Here is an 18,017-nt window from a genome sequence, read left to right as displayed (position 1 = left end):
CCCTTATTGAAACTGAACGACCTGAATGGAGCGTAACATGACGTCGACAATACTGCCGCATCAATCTGATCAGCTATTTCTGACAGATGCCGGACTTGAAACCTGGCTTGTATTTGAGAAGGGTTTCGACATGCCCTGCTTTGCGGCCTACCCACTGGCACAGCTGGAAGAAGGTCGCGCCGCATTCAAGGAGTACTTTGCCCCGATCTTTGAACTGGCCCGCCAAAATGGAACAGGGTTCTTACTGGACACTTATACATGGCGCGCCAACCCTGATTGGGGTCAGGAGCTTGGGCATGATCTGAATACTCTGCGGAGTATTAACACCCAGGCGGTAGAGGATGCCAAGGAACTGCGCCGCACGTTGGGCCACGGGCTGAATGTCCTTGTAAATGGCGTCATTGGCCCACGTGGCGATGGTTATGATCCAAAATCCATCATGACCATCGAGGAAGCGCAGGCTTACCATGAATTTCAAACTGGCGTCCTTGCTCACGCTGGCGTCGACATGATCAGCGCGCTGACACTCACTAACGTGCCAGAGGCAGTTGGTGTCGCCAATGCCGTCGCAGAGTTGGGTGTGCCATGCGTTATAAGCTTTACGGTTGAAACCGATGGACGGCTTCCCACAGGCGAGGTTCTGCAAGACGCCATCACACAGGTTGATACGGCGGCCACAACTAAGCCCGCCTATTACATGGTCAACTGCGCCCACCCTGATCACTTTCGCGCCATGATCCCTGAGGGTTCCGATTGGGCGCAGCGGATAGGAGGCGTGCGTGCGAATGCTTCGCGCATGTCACATGCAGAACTTGATTGCTGTGAAACGCTCGATGATGGCGATCCGGTCGAATTGGGCGCGCAGTACGCGCAGTTGAGGCAGTTGCTTCCAGGTATGCGTGTTGTCGGTGGATGCTGTGGGACAGATCACAGGCATCTGGCCCAGATCTGTGCCGCATTGACCCGCTGATATCAGCCTCGAGGTGTCTGCCAAACGCGCCCCCCTTTTTTTTGGAGATTTAAGATGACCCATTCTCATTCAACAACCGCCATTGTCATCGGCGCCGGCTTGTCTGGATTGGCAGCCGCCACTGAATTGCGTGACCGCAAAATACCAGTCACGATTCTGGAGGCCTCAGACCGGGTCGCCGACCCGTGGCGTGCGCGCCATCCGAAACTGCGGCTGAACATTCACCGCCATTTTGCCCGTCTCCCCGGCCATCATGAACCGCGCCACCCCGACACCTATTTGCCCCGAGATGCGGTCGTTGACTATCTCAGCGAATATGCAGCCGGATTAGCGTCCAATATCCAATTTGAAACCCGCGTCCAGTCGGTGCACCGTCTTGAAACCGGTTGGCTGGTTGAGACCAACAATGGCACCTATTCCTGTACCCATCTGATTGTCGCAACCGGACGCGAAAAAGAGCCCGACATGCCCGTTTGGCCCGGCCTCGACGACTTTGGCGGCAAGGTTATTCACGCCACCGACTTCGCAGAACCTTCCAACTATGACGGCAAAAAGGTGCTTGTCGTAGGTGCCGGAAACTCCGGCTCGGATGTGTTGAACCACTTATCGCGGGCCAATCCCGCACAGGTTTGGATCTCTGTCCGGAACGGACCTTCGATCCTGCCAACGCGGATACTTGGATTTCCGATGCACAGAATGGCCAGGTTGTTTTCCCGCACCCCCAGATGGGCTCTCGATCCGCTGATGGCAGGGATGCAATGGATGAGTTTTGGCAACCTGCGCCGCCAAGGATTGCCCCGACATCGCAAAGGCGGCGGATCACGCCTGATCAAGGATGGGGTGACGCCAGCTCTGGATGACGGGTTTGTCAAGGCGTTGAAAATAGGCCGTTTCGAGGCCGTTGGTCAGACTGTCGGTTTCTCAGCTTACACTGTTGAGCTGGCTGACGGCCGCAAGGTCGACCCGGACGTGGTGATCTGTGCAACGGGCTACAAGACGGGTCTGGAGGACCTGTTTGGACATCTTGGCGCATTGGACAAGCGTGGGTATCCGCTGTGCCCGGCGGGTCAAAAGGACAACCGAAATCCGGGTCTTTGGTTCACAGGGTTTGGTGTGTCATTCGAGGGCTTCTTCTATGCCGCCGGTGTCAGTGCAACTCGCCTTGCGACCAGCATTTCGGCGCAAAGCCCGCAGCTGTCGAATAAGAGACGGACAACGCGCGCAGCACAACTTGATCCCCCACAAACGCTTACCCTGAAAGGAACTCTTCAATGACCATGATGGATCAAACCAAGGGGATGAGTCGCAGACGTCGCGCAAGGATGAACGTCACCAAATTTTTTGCCTGGTGGCGGGCACGCCAAAGGAACAAACGTGACCTGCGAAAACTGGCGCAATTGCCCACCGAACTCTTGCGGGACGTTGACCTCGAACATCTGCGTGACTTGAAGTCGGACACAGCAGACCATCACCGCCTGTTTTGAGAGGCGTGCAATTTTCGAACTCTTTTGATCAAAGGAAATTAAAATGTCCGTTTTCAAGACAGGGATACGAGCCGAGGCGGGAGGAAGGAGGGGTTCACTGGCTTCCTTGCCCGCGCGAGTTCTGCCTGCTGCAACCGGAACAGTTCTATTGATTGTTGGCACATTGGACTCGGCGCATGCCCAGCCGGAAAGCGCACTGTCGTCCCTTTTGCCGTTAGCCTTGGTGGACAGTGACTTTCTATATGACGGCAAGCCGAAAGCTGAGCTTTTCGAGTTGGGTCGGAATCTATTTTTTGACCCGATCCTGTCAGGCAATCGCAATATTTCTTGCGGCACCTGTCATGATCCGGCACGCGGCACCAGCGATGGTGTGGCCCTGTCGATTGGCGAAGGTGGAACAGGTTTCGGCGATAAACGCGGGACTGCAGACGGGGTCACCGAACGCATTCCACGCAACGCCCAGGCACTGTGGAACATTGGGGCAAAAGAATATCGTTCGATGTTTCATGATGGGCGGGTGGAACCTGATCCACTTGCAACATTTGATAGTGGGTTCTGGAGCCCAGCCCGCGAACATCTGCCTGCTGGTCTGGATAATTTACTGGCTGCGCAGGCGATGTTTCCGGTGCTCTCTGCCACAGAGATGGCCGGGCAAAAGGGTGAGAACCCAATTGCCACCGCCATCGCAGAAGATCGGGTAACAGACGCCTGGAACTTGTTAGCCGCACGGTTGGCCGGCCAGTCGCAGTACCGCGACCTGTTTAATGCGGCTTTTCCCGACGAAAACAAAATCACGATGGTGCAGGCCGCAAATGCGCTGGCTGCGTTCCAGTCACTGGCGTTTCGATCTGACCAAAGCGCCTTCGATCATTTCATCGCAGGCGATCACACAGCCCTTTCTCACGCTGCGCGCAATGGTGCGGATCTGTTTTATGGCAAAGCTGGCTGCGCAAGCTGCCATTCCGGTGCATTGCTGACGGATCACGATTTCCATGCCATTGCCGTTCCTCAAATTGGCCCGGGCAAAGGGCATGGTGGGGATACGAGCTATTGGCGCGCATCGGGTTTTGGTTTGCACACAGAGGACGAGGGGCGCTACCACGTCACCTTTGAAATGGACGATCTGTTTGCATTCCGCACGCCCAGTCTGCGCAATGTCTCGCTGACAGGACCTTGGGGACATGACGGTGTGTTTAATGATCTGGAGGCCATGGTGCGTCACCATCTGGACAGTGTCGCTTCGCTTGAAGTATTCGATGCCAACGATGTTTTGCTACCACCTCTTGGCCGGATCATCGAGCAGGCCGGAGATGGATCAGAGTTGAACTTTCTCCCGGTAAACCCAGAACGGCGTCCGGCATTTGACTTGCGCGACCGCTGGGTGCATGGCGCAGATGAGTTGCGAAACCGGATTGCCAACGCAAACACGCTAGCGCCCGTGCAGCTAGAAAAGCCCGAGCTCGCTGAGCTTATGGCCTTCCTGGATTCCTTGACGGACCCGACAGCCAATGATCGTTCCGCGCTCATTCCGCAAATTGTTCCGTCGGGTTTGGAACCACAGCCGACACCGCTCGAGCCCGACGGTTAGCGCCGTAGAACCTGCGCCGCATGAAACCAATCGTCAGAATTCCGGTTCTTCATCAGAGCCGGTTCCCTGGGCACCTATGCCCAAATCCAACCAAAGGACCTATGATATGAGACCATTTCTTTTGACCAGTGCTGCCGTTCTGGCCCTGTCCATGGCAACCCAATCGATTGCACAGAACGATACCAAAGTCAGCTATGACGCCGCAGAAAACATGTCGCTGACTTTCATTTTCCACATCGACGACGGAATGGCCGAGCAGGATGTTTTTTATGAAAAAGTCCCCGGCTCGGGTGAAGTGTTCCGCCCTACTGCTGCGACCCGCGACATGGATGCACCGCTCTACGCGCCTGGTGTTGAGGTGAAGCACAATTTTCTGGATACAACCGATACCGGCCCCTATCCCAAGGGCCGCCCGCTTGGCCTGACGCTTGGCGAGTGGTTTGCTGCCAAGGGTAGCGGCACCTACACCTGTAAAAATGGGGTCGGAACGGTTGATCTGGCCTTTGAAAACCTCGTGCCCGACGGTGTCTACACAATCTGGCATGATTTCATGGTGTGGCCACCGACCGATCCGTTCATCGGAACATATGACCTGCCCTTTGGGGCGCGTGATGGGTCAGAGAATACCTTTGTCGCAAATGATGACGGGTCAGCTGATTTTGAGCGTACGATCTCACCCTGCCTGCAACTGAGCGGAGAGCACCTTGCTGCTGATCTGGGGCTGGCTTGGCATTCCGATGGTCAGACCTATGGCCCACTTCCCGGAGAGTTTTCGACCGTCACACATGTTCAGATGTACGTGGCACTGCCTGCACGCACCGGCCTCTGAGGTCAGGGATCAGTGCAGGTGCAACGCTTGCCTTGATCGAACCAAGCAGGAGGGCTTTTCATTTGATGATGAGATCCAGCGAGCTCAAGTCTTGTCCGCCAACTTCGTTTGGGACGCGACAATAGACATGGGCACCTGGCAAAGCCGGGTCCCAAACGTGCAGAATGCGCGTCGATTGGACAAGGAGCGATTTGGCGTCAGCAATGCAGATTTTTCATTGTCCCCCACCAAAGAAAGGCATCGCCATGAAGATTATTGGCTTTGTCGCAAACTTTGGCCGGCATGTTGCACTTTCACGCGGCTTGATCCAACTGGTGGTTTGTCTGTGACAACGTCTAGGAATGTCCGATGATCGACTTCAAAGGTGCGCACTACCCACAATCTGTGATCCTGTTCGCAGTCTATTTCTACGTTCGCTAAACCGGCAACGCCTTGGCGCGCACGATGCTGGTCGAAGCAGGATGGTCCTACCGACACCCGCCGAAAGAGGGGCACCCTTATCTGAAGCGTTCGGCCCATCTACCGTAGGAGATCAGGGATATTGGCTGGAAAGCACAGACCCGCCTGTGCAAACGGTTCCGCCATCTCAGCCGCACCGGTAAACCGCAACCAAGGGTGCTTTCGGCCGTTGCCCGCGAACTGGCCGGGTTCATCTGGGATATCGCGCGAAAAACACCGTTAGCTGCCTGATCAGGCCAACCATCTGCCTGTGTAGAACGCTGGAGACGGCGGCCAATGATAGGGGAACCCTCGGCGTACTATCGGATGAATCTCCGGCCTTAGACAGAGGTAAGCCCGCATCGTATTAGGTAAAGCGGTACCCAACCCGCGGATGAGAGCATGATAACCATCGGTTCGACACGCACGTCTCCAGCGCCATGCACTGGCTACAAGTTTTGACCACCCCGCACCAGCGGGGTAGTCTCATCGTGTCGGGAAATCCAAAAATCGCTCATGAGATGATACGATTCCGTCCCCTACTGGAGTCGGCCCCTTTTTAATCTCGGGATTAGTTGGACGATTCTTCGAAGGCTGGGAGCCCGAGCTTACGACGGAGTTCCATGTTGTCGCTATGGAGCATCCTTAGTGTCAATCGCGCGGAATTCGCACTTCTGCGCAACCGCCTGATTACCTCAGCATCTGTTTGCTGCCCCTCCGATTTTAGGCGCCCCTCCAACGCCTTGGCATCGGCGATCCTCTTGTCAAATTCATTACTCATATTGGCTCCGGGGTTAGTTGGATTCCAAGAAATCATACTTTGCCGAGACTGTAGGCGTTAACCTGAAATCCCGGCACCAAGTGTTGGATTTTCTTAGTCGGAGGCGTTTTCATCAAGTGCACTTCCCAGATTGGCGCGGGCTTCTTCGAGGAGCTCAAAATCTTCTGGATGCAGAATGCCTTGTGATTTCATGCTCTCCATCAACTCAACGAAGGTCGGCAGCGCGGTGTGAGTTCAACGGATCAACGCAACACAGGCTTCAAATTTCTCTGCTGGTGTTAAGTATTGCAAGGTCTTTCGAGGCCGCTCGTTGAGTTGGCGGGCTATGGCGCGAGCGACGGTAGATGCCTAACAAATTCAATGATGCTCGTCGCCACAGATTTCCTAAGGTCAAATACCGTGTGACGAACTTCTCGGAATACAACGAAAGTCTTCGGCACCGTGATCCTCCCCCAGTGAAGTGGTCCTCCGCTATGTTTAGGAAAACGGAGGAAACACATGGCAAACAAGCGACCGAAGCCGGAAGAGATTGCCACGAAGTTACGGCAGGTTGAGGCGTTGACGGGGCAAGGCATGCCTCGTCTGTATGCGATCCGACAGATCGGTGTTACGACACACTTGGTACGGATATTTCGAAAGATTCCTCTTGCCAACTTCCAAAAAAGGATCGCCTTGGGCGCTATGGGTCAAATCTGCCTCATTTCTGATCCATGCAACACGGCCGCGGATCGGATGTTAAGGTGACAACACCGTTAATGCGGTTGCCAAGCCTCGAGTTTTTGCAAGGTCAAGCGCTGCAGCCTTCTTGTCAGGCGCGCGCTGCCCTTCAGAACATTTTGCAAGCAGCATCATCGCCGCCGGTTCGAGAACCAGATCGCCAATCTCGATGGCGCGGGAAAGAGCCAGCTGTGCGTCTGCCGCTGCTTCAGTCCGCTGACCGACCGCATGTAAATGCTCGGCCCTGCGTAGCCGAAGCCAGCCCTCGAACTGAACAAGATCAAGCTTCTTTGCGGCCTGCATCTGACGATCAAGCAGGTTTCGCGCATCGTCCAAACGACCCGCCCTGAAATAAACCGGCACGGCATCGCAGGCGAACCAGGATCGAAATATCGGCGCATCGATATCCTCGGTCCGTTGTACCGCGTCTTCAAGGAGAGCCAGCGCTTCGTCTTGGTTTCCAACGGCCATGTGAACGCGACCCAACCGGTGCAGAGAGAAGATCAAATCGAGCGGTCGCTGGGTTTCCGTTGCTATGTCAAAAGCGCGTTGACCGTGCTTGGCGGCGGCGTCGAACCGCCCGTTCAGGCAGAGCGCATTGGATAGGTGCCCGTGACACCACACCGCGCGCGTTCCAGTATGACCAAAGCGCTCGTGGCGGTTGGCCTCCCAGAAGGGAAGGGTCAGGCGCAGGAGCGACAGGGTGCCATGCCAATCTCCCATCAACGAGCGCGCCTGAGCCTCGGCAAGCGTTGCTTCATAGCATTGTTGTTCATGTCCCTTGCACAGTGATTTGGCCTGCCGGGCCTTGTCGATCGCGTCCGCCAGCCTGCCATGCGTACTGAAGAGGTAGCTTTTGCTGATCTGAACCGAGATGCGGGTGGCGATGTTGTCGCGTTCGGTCGAGATGTCTTCCGCCAGATCAAGCTCTGCCAGCGCATCGTGGTAGCGGCCAAGCGGGACAAGTACAGGCCGCAATCTGAGCGCCAGGTCTACCCTTTGGTCATTTCTCGGTTTGCCCTCTGTGTCCCCGTCCAGTGCGAGGATGGCCTTGCCGTAAGCCTCGGCAGCAAGCGTGTAAGAAGACAGTTGCGCAAAATGGTCACCGGCGCGGCGCCACCAGGTAGACGCAGCGCCCCAGTTTTTCGATTGCCAGGCGTGGTGGGCAACTGCGCCTGGATCAGTATTCGACCGCGATTTGGCCATTTCGAATGCGGCGTGATGCAGCGAACGCAGATCGGGTTTCGTGATCGAGGCGTAGACGGTGTCGTGCAACAAGGCGTGGCGGAACCGATGGCCGGGCTCGGCCCTTGTTCCTGTGCGCAGAAGAAGCTCATCTTTCCGCAGGTCCAGCAGCGCATCATCCAGTCGTGCGGCATCGAATCCCGACAAGGTGGCGAGGCTTTCATCGGACATCTCGACCCCGAGAACGGCCGCGCATTGCAGAACGCGCCGTGCGTCAACCGGGCGTCGGTGGATATGGGCCAACAGCACATCGCGGATCGTTCCGGGAATACCGTCTGGCGCCAGCGATGAGGAGGCGCGGGCCAGTTCGACAAGAAAGAGCGGGTTCCCTTCGGCTCTGTCCAGCACCTGTTCAAGCACCGCGCTTTGGCTTTCCTCGAACCACTGGGACACGAGGCGCATCGCTTGTTCCCGCATAAGCGGCGCCAGCCGGAGAAGGCGACAGGAACTGCGTCCGATCCAGCCCACCTGATGCTCGGGCCGAAAGGTCGCGAGGATGAGCAGGCGATGTTCCGATACCTCGCCAACCAGCCGGTCGAGGAATTCCGCAGTATCGCTGTCGAGCCAGTGCAGATCCTCGACAACCAGGATCGTGGGTCCTTCGGTATCGGGGGGGGTCAAGACAACGGCCGATACCGCGTCGAATATCTGCCGTCGAAGATCCTCCGGCGACGCGTCCGTTCCGAGCACGTCCAGACCAAGAATCCCTGCAAAGGCGGCCGCACTTTGTGCAAGCACTTTGTCCGACGCGAGCGCCCGCTCAAGCGCTTGTTCATCTTCTGCAACAACTGTTCTAAGGAACCGGGTGATCGCGCCGAATGAACGCGAGACCTCGCGTTCGCGACCCTCAATCATCAGGACCCGAGCGTTGCGCCTGCGGCTTAGAAACTGACGCAGCAGGGTCGATTTTCCGATGCCGGCTTCGCCGACGATCCCAACAACCTGGGCATGACCATCGAGCGATGCCGCAAATGCTGCTTTGAGGATATCGAGTTCCTCGAGGCGTGCCACGAAGGGGGTATCCTCTCGCCGCGCATCCATCCGGAACTCTGCTTCTGTCGACAGCGCAACCTCTCCGGGCCGGGTCGAGGGAATCAATTCTGCCGCCTCTGACAGCAAATGCGCCACGCTGGACGCATCTATATCGCCGTCCTGCACTATGTCGCCCGAAACCACGGCGAATTGCATCTGATTGCAGCCGCGCGCGATCATCGCGCGGGCCGCTTGAACGGCTGCTTCGGCGTGCCGCTCAACAAGCCCGGTCGCGCCAAACACACAAGCCTGCATCGGCCCCGCGCGCTCCAGAACAACCGCCGAACCATCCTGCAGCACGCTCCGCATCAGGTCCCGCAGGCGCGCTGTTGCGGCTGCAAACTCTTCGGGATCTCTGCTGTCGTTGGCGTCGGCTACCGCCAGGATGGATATGCTTCTGCGTTCGTGAAGCGTCGGTCGGGGCTCTGCCTCGGGTGTGGCTGCGACCGCAGGCTTGTCGGCTGGCACCGCCGCCAGCCGATCACGCAGCGCAAGCGTGGCCTCATCCGGCATTACATTCAGGTCGGAGGTCAGTTTGTCCTGAAACGCATCGAACAGGGCGAAGGCGTGTGTTCGTCTTCCCATATGTGCCAACGCGTCCATCCGAAGGCGCAGCGCGGCTTCGTCGTAGGGGGCCAGCTTCAGCATCGCGATCGCGACCGCATCGAGGTCCTTCCAGTTGCACGCGTTCAACGACCGTTGGGCGGCTGTCGTCAGTTCTGCCGATAGTTTTTCCGCGAACGCGCGCCGCTCGACCGAGAGCCATTCTTCAAACGCGGGATCGATCCGCCCGACATCGCCAAGCAGATCGGCCCGCGCCATCGTCGCTGCCGTCATCGGGTCAGAGCGCAAGTCGTTGAATATGTCCCACACATCACAGCGGATTGCCTCGGGGTCCAGCGCAACGGTCACCCGGTCAGCAACCAGGCCCGGCGCACCCACGGCATCCAGCACCTTCTGAACGTGATAGATGGTTTGCCGCAATGACGCCCTGGCCTGCTCGTCGCCGCGTTCCCCCCACAGGCGCGAGGCCACGACATCCCGCCGCAAAGGGCTTTCCAGCGCCAGAATCGCCAGCAGGAACCCGGCATGGCGTATCGGGAATGTCAGTCGCCGCCCTCGGAAGCGGATTTCGAGCCGGCCGATCAACCGAATTTCAAGGCGCTCTTTGCGATCCATCCGGACACTTTCAACAGATTTAGTGGAAGTTTAACGCTGGTGGCTCAACGCGGCCAGTTCTTGTGACGGTGATATAACGGAGCGCCCGCTAAGCCTTGCTCATCGACGTTGCAGGAGATGAGATATGAAAGACCGCACAACGATACTGCCACAGCTTGGCGGCGACATCTTTGTCACGGACGGGGGTATCGAAACCACCTTGATCTTCGACTATGGGATCGACCTTCCTCTGTTTGCCGCCTTTCCGCTGCTGGGAACCGAGGACGGGCGCGCCGCGCTTGAACGCTACTACCGCAGCCATGCCGATGTGGCGACCGCCCACGGGCGCGGGTTCATCTTTGAAAGCGCGACATGGCGCGCGAGCCCCGATTGGGCGCATAAGCTGGGGTTCAATGAACGCGAACTGGCCGAGTTCAACCGGCAATCCATCTCTCTGATGGATGCGCTCCGCCGCGATTTTCCGGGGCCGGAGAGCGTTCTGTCGGGATGCGTCGGCCCGCGCGGCGACGGCTATGACCCGGGCGAGATCATGACCGTGGCTGAGGCCGAGGCCTATCATGGCTTTCAGATCGAGGCTTTTGCCGGAACCAACGCGGATCTGGTGACCGCGATCACGATCACCAATACGCCGGAAGCGATCGGGATCGTGCGTGCTGCGCGAAAGTGGAACATGCCGGTGGTCATCTCGTTCACGCTGGAAACCGACGGGCGGCTTCCGACCAGCCAGACGCTTGGGTCGGCCATCAAAGAGGTTGACGATCGGACCGGCGGCGGGCCGGCCTATTTCATGCTGAACTGCGCTCACCCCGATCATTTCCGCGAAACGCTGCAGAACGGCGGAGCCTGGAGGAATCGGATTTGCGGCATCCGCGCCAACGCCTCTCGGCTCAGCCACGCCGAGCTTGATGAGGCGGAAACGCTAGATGATGGCGACCCTGTGGAAACCGGCCGTGACTATGCCGAACTTCTTGAGTTCATGCCGCATCTTGTCGTCTTTGGCGGGTGCTGCGGGACCGATCACCGGCACATCGAACAGGTTTGCATGGCAACCCGGTCGGCTTAACCTAGGCACGTTGCGGGTCGCTCGTAAGCGACCCGTAGCTCAACGGACGGAGGCTCAAATGCCCTTCACTTTGCGACATGCGCACCCGGACGACGCACCGGAGCTTCATACGATACTGACCAGCCCCCACGTTGTCCGTGGCAGCATGCGATTGCCCTTCATGCCGCTGAACACGACAGAAGATCGGCTTGCCTATAACCGAAACCGCCTGCAACTGGTCGCGCTGGATGGTGGTGCGATTGTTGGATTTGCAGAGCTGCTTTTGAACTTTGACGCCCCAAGGGCGGCGCATTCGGCCGATGTGAACATGATCGCAACCCGCGAAGAGGATCAGGGAAAAGGTGTCGCACGGGCACTGATGGAGGCCATTATTGCAAGCTGCGACACCCATCTGGGTATCCGCCGCCTTTCACTGACGGTCTGGGTGGACAACACCCGGGCGATCGACCTCTACCAAGCGCTGGGTTTTCAGGAAGAAGGTCGGATGCGCGACTTTGTCAGAACCGAAACCGGCTATGGCGATGCGATCAAGATGGCGCGTATCTGCTCGCATCACTGAGCCCACGGCGCACGGTCCTTTGTTGAGGGCCGCGCTGGTTTCAAGGCGCGACTATTAAGCTTCGCAAGCGCAACACCCTCGCAGCAGCCAATTCTCGGGCCGAGCCTCGTCAGTTGCGCGTCGGCGCAACGGACTGCCGTGCCCCACACCAATTCCATTGTTTCAGGAGATAACAGATGAAGAAGCTCAAAAACGGTTCCAAAGGGCGCGACGTAAAAGCATTACAGACCGCGCTCAACAAACCGCCCCTAAAGGCGGGTTTGAAGGTCGACGGGATCTTCGGTGACAAGACTGAGGCCTCGGTCCGTGCCTACCAGAGACGCAACAGGCTGAAGAAAGACGGCATTGCCGGCCCCAAGACCCTGGCCTCGCTCGGTCTCGGGAAGCAATCTGGCGGTGGCGGATCAAAAGGGTCCGACTGGCCTCATACGGATGTGCACGAGATGGTCGACGAGGTTGCCAGCAAGTACAAGGCAACACGCACAATCATCGACAAGCATCTGTCCATCGCTCACAAGATCAAGACAGGCGACATGCGCGAGACAGAAGCGGAGATGCTTGCCGCCTGGAAAGCGCTCGACAAGACGTTCCGCGACGTTTTCGATATCCTGCAAAACCTCGAACGTATGGAAAAGGACTTCATGCGGGCGCAGCGTGACAAGCCCGCCTCGGCGGGGCGCATCCTGAAACGTGCCAAACCGCTCTATCGAAAGGCGGCGCAAGCGCTTCTGAAATTTCTTGATGCCTGCACTGCGGTCGAGGAAATGGCAAAGAAGGTTGAGGCGACCAAGTCAGCCTCTGCCAAGATCAAGCCGCTTGATTCTTTCCATCAGAAAGATATCCGGGGTCGCCAGCTCATCCGTGATCTTCGGCAAAAGAAAACGCTGAAGAAGATGAGAGAATGTGCCGATCGCGATGCGCCGGAGTACAAGGAAATCCGTCTCAGATATTTGCGACTCGAAGTCGAGGCGGAAAAAGCCCACAAGCTGTGGTGGTCAAACGCGGAGATTGTTTTGAACCTTCAGGAAATGCACAACCGCGCGATACCCACAGCATCGTCGAAGGAGTTGAAGAAGCTCAGGGACCGACATTTCAAGCAGATGATGAAATGCCTTACACTCATGAAGGCGTCGGACCGGATGCGCAGGAAGGCAGAAGCAATCGACGAGGAACTGGAGGCATTGCAGAAACTGCAACCAGCATAATTACGACCTTGATGGGGCTGTGTCGCAAACTTTGGTCGGCCTGTTGCACCTTCGCGCGGTTTGATCCAATGGCTGGTTGGTCTTTGACAGAGTTTAGGATTGTCCGATGATCGACTTCAAAGGTGCGCATTACCCAAAGTCGGTGATCCTATACGCGGTCTACTTCTATGTGCGCTACGGCGTCTCCTACCGCGACCTGGAAGAGATCATGGCAGAACGTGGGGTATCGGTTGATCATGCGACGCTGAACCGCTGGGTCGTGAAGTACTCGCCTTTGGCCGTTCGCGCAGCTCAGAAACGGAAGGCCAATACCGCTGAATCCTGGCGCATGGATGAGACCTATATCAAAGCCCGCGGTGAATGAGTGTATCTGTATCGAGCCGTAGATCGCAACGGGCAAACCCTTGATTTCATGCTTTCCGAGAAGCGAGACACCAAGGCTGCAAAGAGATTCTTCGCCAATGCTCTGTCCAACAATGGCCTCCCGAAGCGGATCACCATTGACAAAAGCAGGAGCAACGCGGCCGGGATCAAGGAAGTGAACAAAATCTTCAAGCGATTGCAGATACCGGTTAAGATCGGCACTGTCAGATCAAAGTACCTAAACAACATTATCGAGCAGGATCACCGCTTCATAAAGAGGCTCACGAGACCGATGCTCGGCTTCAAGAGCTTCGCCTCTGCGGCCGCGACACTAGCAGGAATCGAGACGGCCAACATGACCCGCAAGGGCCAGCTGGGATCTTCGACAAGCGGATTCCGTCAATTCGCAGGGCTCGCTGGATAACAACACCCAATCAGAGCGTTAGCTTTGATCAAGGCAAAAGTTTGCGACACAACCGTTCGATCCGTCGTCGGACAAAAAGAAAATCACCGTGTTGTCCAGTTCCCCGATGTCGTCGAGAAAATCCAGAACGCGCCCGATGTGATAGTCAAGATTGTCGACCATCCCGGCATAGACTTCCATTCCGCGGACCTCGACCGCCTGTTCTTCCTTTGAAAGTGTGTCCCGAGGTTTTACCTGTGGCTGCATTTCAGACACCGGAGCATTCGATGGCACCAGTCCGATATCCTTCGCGGCTTCTACCCGTCGCTGGCGGAGAACTTCATATCCTTCGTCATAAGCCGACTGGTATTTCGATTTCCACGGCTCTGGCACATGCAGCGGGTCGTGGGGCGCCGTGAGCGCGAAGTAGCCAAGGAGAGGCTTGCCATTACCCCGGTTGGAGCGGATCGCATCCATCAGGAAATCCGCATAACTCCGGCTTGAATAGAACGTCGGGGGGAGTTCCCACAGCCGCTCTCCATTTAGTGTGTAGGCGGCGGGGGACTCTAACTCTCTGACTCCGGTCATGTCGTCAAAATGGCTCGCCCCTCCGTACAGCATCGAAAAGGTTTTCTCGAACCCCCTGTTGTAGGGATAATGGTCGGGTTCGTGCCCGAGGTGCCACTTGCCTGCCATGTAGGTATGGTACCCATTGTCTCGCAGCACTTCGGCCAGCGTCACGACACGGTTGTTTAAGTGGCCCTCATACCCCGGCTTGCCGATCTGGTTGGGCGCAAGCAACTCGCCCATGTTGCCCATACCCGCAATGTGGTTGTCTGTGCCGGTCAGCAGCATCGAACGGGTCGGTGAACAGGCAACGGATGCATGGAAATCGGTGAAGAGGACGGCTTTATCAGCTAACGCGTCGAGCGCCGGTGTGTCGATTTCTCCGCCATAAGCGCCGATGTCGGTCCAACCCAAGTCATCCACCATGATCAACAGAAAGTTGGGCGGGTCATCTTGTGCAACGGCAGCGATCGGAGCGCATAACAGGATCACCGCTCCTAAAAAGTTCAGGTTCAGAGTGTTAGTAAGCCTAGTCATAATAGCCTCGCTTTAGGTTCTTGATTGCCCTGTCCGTTGAGAAAACAAAACCAGCGCCGGAGGTCAGCGCCCTTTGGGCAAGACGACCTGAGCCTGCAAACGCAAGCGAACACCCTCGGCACCCACTTCGGGCGCCTCCAGCCAATAGCCGAGCCCGCCTTGCAGATTGACGGGTACCCCTCCCCATTGCACCAACTTTGAGACCGAGGCGTTTACCGGCACAGACCAGGCTTCCGCCTCCCAGTCATAGGTGCTTTCGCTTTGCAGCGAATAAGTCCAGGCACCCTCGGTAGAGTACGCAACAAAGGGCTGGAGAAAGCTTACATTTGTGGGGGTGTCGGGGTTGCTTTCCAAATCCCAAAGATGATTGGCCAGTGCACCATAGGTCCACGGCCCGGTCTGACGCAGAGCAATTCCGGTGATCCCAGCGGCCCATGTATCACTCGAAACGTCGCTGAAGGTCGGAATCCGCACAACTGGACCAACGCCCCAGGTCACGTCCCCGGTTCCGGTTGGCGAGAACCACGCAGAGAACAGGATATCGCCGAACCCCTCTTGACGCGTCCCTGGCACAACGTCTTCCTGCCAGATGTAAGGAATGATCGTACGGGTGATCAGATTGACGTTGTCATTCAGCTGAAATGGCACCACCGGTTGAAAGTTCAGCGTGGTGCGTGATCCCTGATCGGCGACGCCCAGATTATCATCATAATTCAATTGAAACGGAACCGAGATGATTGCAGCAAGCGGGTTGGCTAGTTCCTGGGCCAGATCGGCGGCTTCGTCTGCGGGGGATGATGTCGCTGCACAGATCGCGCACAACAAACTGGCACATGCAAGGGATCGTCGCATCTGAGTATGTTCCTTTTAGAGTGCCTCTGGCTAGTTGGCCGAACTAACCTGTTCGATACGCGGGAACGTCCAACTGCCGTCCAAGATCGATTGGTCTGGTTCGTAAAGGCGGATTGCGTAGTTCCAGCCTGGAGTAATCGGCAGACAGTTCACGCGGCCATCGTCGCACCCACCGAAATGCAACGTGACTGAGCCGTCTTCTGCTGCTTCGGCTGTGTAGCCGTTATAGCTGTTTACTCCCAGATCATTGGCTTCCAGAAAGCCGTCACCGTTATAGACAGTCACCGACCAGAACGCTCGAACCGGCACATCCTTGACCGTTACCGCATGTGGTACTTCGCCGTCATTCTGATCGACCGCGTCCAACAGATAGATCGCTGCCTCGGGGGGAAGTCCGCCCCAGCCCGAGAGCGCACCGACCAGAAACTGAACCGGATCAATATCGTCCTTGGTTCTGCCAAAGGCTCGTGCTGTATCGACGCCCAGCAAAGACAGGTCGTTTACCGCCTTACGCGCAGTGGCAAGCTGTTCGGTATTCCAGTTGGGCGCGTCAAACGGACCCGTTCCACCGCCGCTGACGACAATTCCATCCTGTGCCGCCTGTGCGGCAGCAATGTCAGCCGGGTCGTTCACATCAACAAAGGTGCGAAACGCGATGAAACCAAAGCGCGTACCAAGGTCTTCCTGTGTGATTTGGTAAGTGCCGGGCTCTGCCTCGGCGTACATGAAATGGTCCTGATTGATCACATGCATCGAAATGTAACGCCCCTCTGCCTCGGGCAGTGTCACTTCGACGGGTTCACTCAAATCCAGCAGTACGGCTGAATACAGCGTGTCCTGGTTCATGCGGATAACCGGCTGGTTGTCCGGTGTGGTGGCTTCGCGCATATGCCCCAGCTCGCCAACAGCGAGGCTGAGATTGGCCATGTTGGTGCGAAACATGTGATCTGTCTCGGCGCGCACAAGGGTGTCGACGGTCACATCGACCATGTCTTCGGCCCAAACGCCTGTCGGTAGAGCAAGTGCGACTGTCAGAAGAAGCTTTTTCATCATGAGCGTCCTGTTGTTCAGTTGACGGGTTCTACGGAGGGGAAGACCCAGATTCCGTCGATGACCTCTGGGCCGGGCTGATAGAGGCGCACGATATAGTTCCAGCCATCCATGATCGGGAGACAGTTCACGCGCCCGTCGTCGCAGCCGCCGAAATGCACGGTCACAATGTCATCGTCACTCTTGGTGCCCGAGACGGAATTGACCACATAAGAATCGCGGGCGTTGAGTTCAAAAAACCCGTCCGCATTATACAGGCTCACCGACCAGAATGCGTTCACCGGCACATCCGCTGGTACATGGATCTTGTATTCTCCGAGCGGCAGACCGGGCTCGATATTAAGATAATAGGCCTCGTCTTCGGGCAGGCCACCAAAGCCAACGGCAGTGCCAAGGAAATGGCGCAGTGGGTCTACATGATCGGCCGTACCGAAGGTTCGAACGCTGTCTACGGAGAACCTGCCCAGCTCTATCGCGGCCCGGCGCACGGCCTCGTAACTCTCGGTGTCGTAATTGGGCATCTCGAAGGGCGTCGCCGAGGCAGCATCGATGGTGAACCCATCCTGAATTGCGTTGACTGCTGCAACATCCTCGGGGCTTTGAGCATCCACCAGTATTCTCATGAAAACAAGTACGTAGGGGGTATGGAACGTATCCATGTCAAGCTGGAACTCGCCGCCACCGTCGAACACTTCATTGATGAAATGATCCTGATTGACCACCATCGTCGTCATGTACCGGCCGCCCACATCGGGCAGTGTCAAGGTTGCGCCGTTGCTGATATCAATAACCGCAACGCTGTAGAGTGTGTCGCGGTTCATCCGAATGGTGGGTTGATTGTCGATGGGGGTGGGTTCTTTGAAGTGGAAGAACTGATTTACGCCTCCAGCCAGGCCATTGTACGTCTTCAGTTCGATGTCTGTCGCAGCCCGAACAAAGTTGCTTATGGTAACGGGTACCTCATATGTCTCTCCAAGCGTATCGACTGTAAGGTCAAAGCTCTGAGCAGTGGCCGTGGTTCCAAGAAGAACAGCCAATGCAGCAAGTTTCCAGCGTTTGTGCGTGAGATTCATGTTTTGCTCGCTTCACTAGCCAATTACAGAAATGCATTACTTGATGGTCCCGGCACCTGATCAAAAGCGCACTCTCGCGCCT

General features: G+C 56.9%; 13 protein-coding genes and 2 pseudogenes. 10 read left to right on the top strand and 5 right to left on the bottom strand.

Going from position 1 to position 18,017, the window contains the following annotated elements; genetic code table 11:
- The first annotated feature begins 37 nt into the window (after positions 1–37).
- From AB1E33_RS17650 to AB1E33_RS17625, 6 genes and pseudogenes are all read left to right on the top strand, one after another.
- Positions 38–970, top strand: a complete 933-nt coding sequence (locus tag AB1E33_RS17650) for a homocysteine S-methyltransferase family protein (protein ID WP_372578583.1) — start codon at positions 38–40, stop codon at positions 968–970.
- A gap of 54 nt (positions 971–1,024) precedes the next feature.
- Positions 1,025–2,245, top strand: coding sequence for a flavin-containing monooxygenase (locus AB1E33_RS17645; RefSeq protein WP_372578582.1), 1,221 nt, complete (start codon positions 1,025–1,027; stop codon positions 2,243–2,245).
- Positions 2,242–2,454 (top strand): hypothetical protein, encoded by a 213-nt coding sequence (locus AB1E33_RS17640; RefSeq protein ID WP_372578581.1) that lies wholly within the window; start codon positions 2,242–2,244, stop codon positions 2,452–2,454. The genes AB1E33_RS17645 and AB1E33_RS17640 overlap by 4 nt, the downstream gene beginning before the upstream one ends.
- Before the next feature lie 43 nt (positions 2,455–2,497).
- Positions 2,498–4,042 carry a cytochrome-c peroxidase gene (locus tag AB1E33_RS17635; protein ID WP_372578580.1) on the top strand — a complete coding sequence of 515 codons (1,545 nt, stop codon included), beginning with the start codon at positions 2,498–2,500 and terminating at the stop codon, positions 4,040–4,042.
- 106 nt (positions 4,043–4,148) lie between these two features.
- On the top strand, positions 4,149–4,871 hold the full coding sequence (locus AB1E33_RS17630; RefSeq protein ID WP_372578579.1) for a hypothetical protein: 723 nt from the start codon (positions 4,149–4,151) through the stop codon (positions 4,869–4,871).
- 1,717 nt (positions 4,872–6,588) lie between these two features.
- A pseudogene (locus tag AB1E33_RS17625) lies at positions 6,589–6,729 on the top strand (IS3 family transposase); the annotation flags it as partial.
- Between the two features lie 96 nt (positions 6,730–6,825).
- On the opposite strand, the gene AB1E33_RS17620 reads toward AB1E33_RS17625, so the two are convergent.
- On the bottom strand, positions 6,826–10,263 hold the full coding sequence (locus tag AB1E33_RS17620; protein WP_372578578.1) for an ATP-binding protein: 3,438 nt from the start codon (positions 10,261–10,263) through the stop codon (positions 6,826–6,828).
- Positions 10,264–10,387: 124 nt separating this feature from the next.
- Between AB1E33_RS17620 and AB1E33_RS17615 the strand changes: the two genes are divergently transcribed.
- From AB1E33_RS17615 to AB1E33_RS17600, 4 genes and pseudogenes are all read left to right on the top strand, one after another.
- Positions 10,388–11,326, top strand: coding sequence for a homocysteine S-methyltransferase family protein (locus AB1E33_RS17615; RefSeq protein WP_372578577.1), 939 nt, complete (start codon positions 10,388–10,390; stop codon positions 11,324–11,326).
- A 58-nt stretch (positions 11,327–11,384) separates the two neighbouring features.
- A complete protein-coding gene (locus AB1E33_RS17610) occupies positions 11,385–11,885 on the top strand; it encodes a GNAT family N-acetyltransferase (RefSeq protein ID WP_372578576.1) in 501 nt (166 codons plus the stop codon).
- 176 nt (positions 11,886–12,061) lie between these two features.
- Positions 12,062–13,090, top strand: coding sequence for a peptidoglycan-binding domain-containing protein (locus AB1E33_RS17605; RefSeq protein WP_372578575.1), 1,029 nt, complete (start codon positions 12,062–12,064; stop codon positions 13,088–13,090).
- 106 nt (positions 13,091–13,196) lie between these two features.
- Positions 13,197–13,877 (top strand): annotated as a pseudogene (locus AB1E33_RS17600) (IS6 family transposase).
- An 18-nt stretch (positions 13,878–13,895) separates the two neighbouring features.
- Here AB1E33_RS17600 and AB1E33_RS17595 read toward each other — a convergent pair.
- From AB1E33_RS17595 to AB1E33_RS17580, 4 genes are all read right to left on the bottom strand, one after another.
- Complete coding sequence (locus AB1E33_RS17595) at positions 13,896–14,960, bottom strand: sulfatase-like hydrolase/transferase (RefSeq protein WP_372578574.1); 1,065 nt, start codon at positions 14,958–14,960, stop codon at positions 13,896–13,898.
- Positions 14,961–15,023: 63 nt separating this feature from the next.
- A complete protein-coding gene (locus AB1E33_RS17590; RefSeq protein ID WP_372578573.1) occupies positions 15,024–15,812 on the bottom strand; it encodes a transporter in 789 nt (262 codons plus the stop codon).
- 30 nt (positions 15,813–15,842) lie between these two features.
- Positions 15,843–16,862, bottom strand: coding sequence for a DUF1254 domain-containing protein (locus AB1E33_RS17585; protein ID WP_372578572.1), 1,020 nt, complete (start codon positions 16,860–16,862; stop codon positions 15,843–15,845).
- Positions 16,863–16,879: 17 nt separating this feature from the next.
- The gene (locus AB1E33_RS17580; protein WP_372578571.1) at positions 16,880–17,935 is read right to left on the bottom strand and encodes a DUF1254 domain-containing protein; all 1,056 of its coding nucleotides are present in this window, start codon (positions 17,933–17,935) and stop codon (positions 16,880–16,882) included.
- Between the last annotated feature and the right edge of the window lie 82 nt (positions 17,936–18,017).

Origin of the sequence: Ruegeria hyattellae (genome assembly GCF_041537925.1) — a bacterium.
Classification (GTDB): domain Bacteria; phylum Pseudomonadota; class Alphaproteobacteria; order Rhodobacterales; family Rhodobacteraceae; genus Ruegeria_C.
This window is presented reverse-complemented; position numbering and strand designations above follow the sequence as displayed.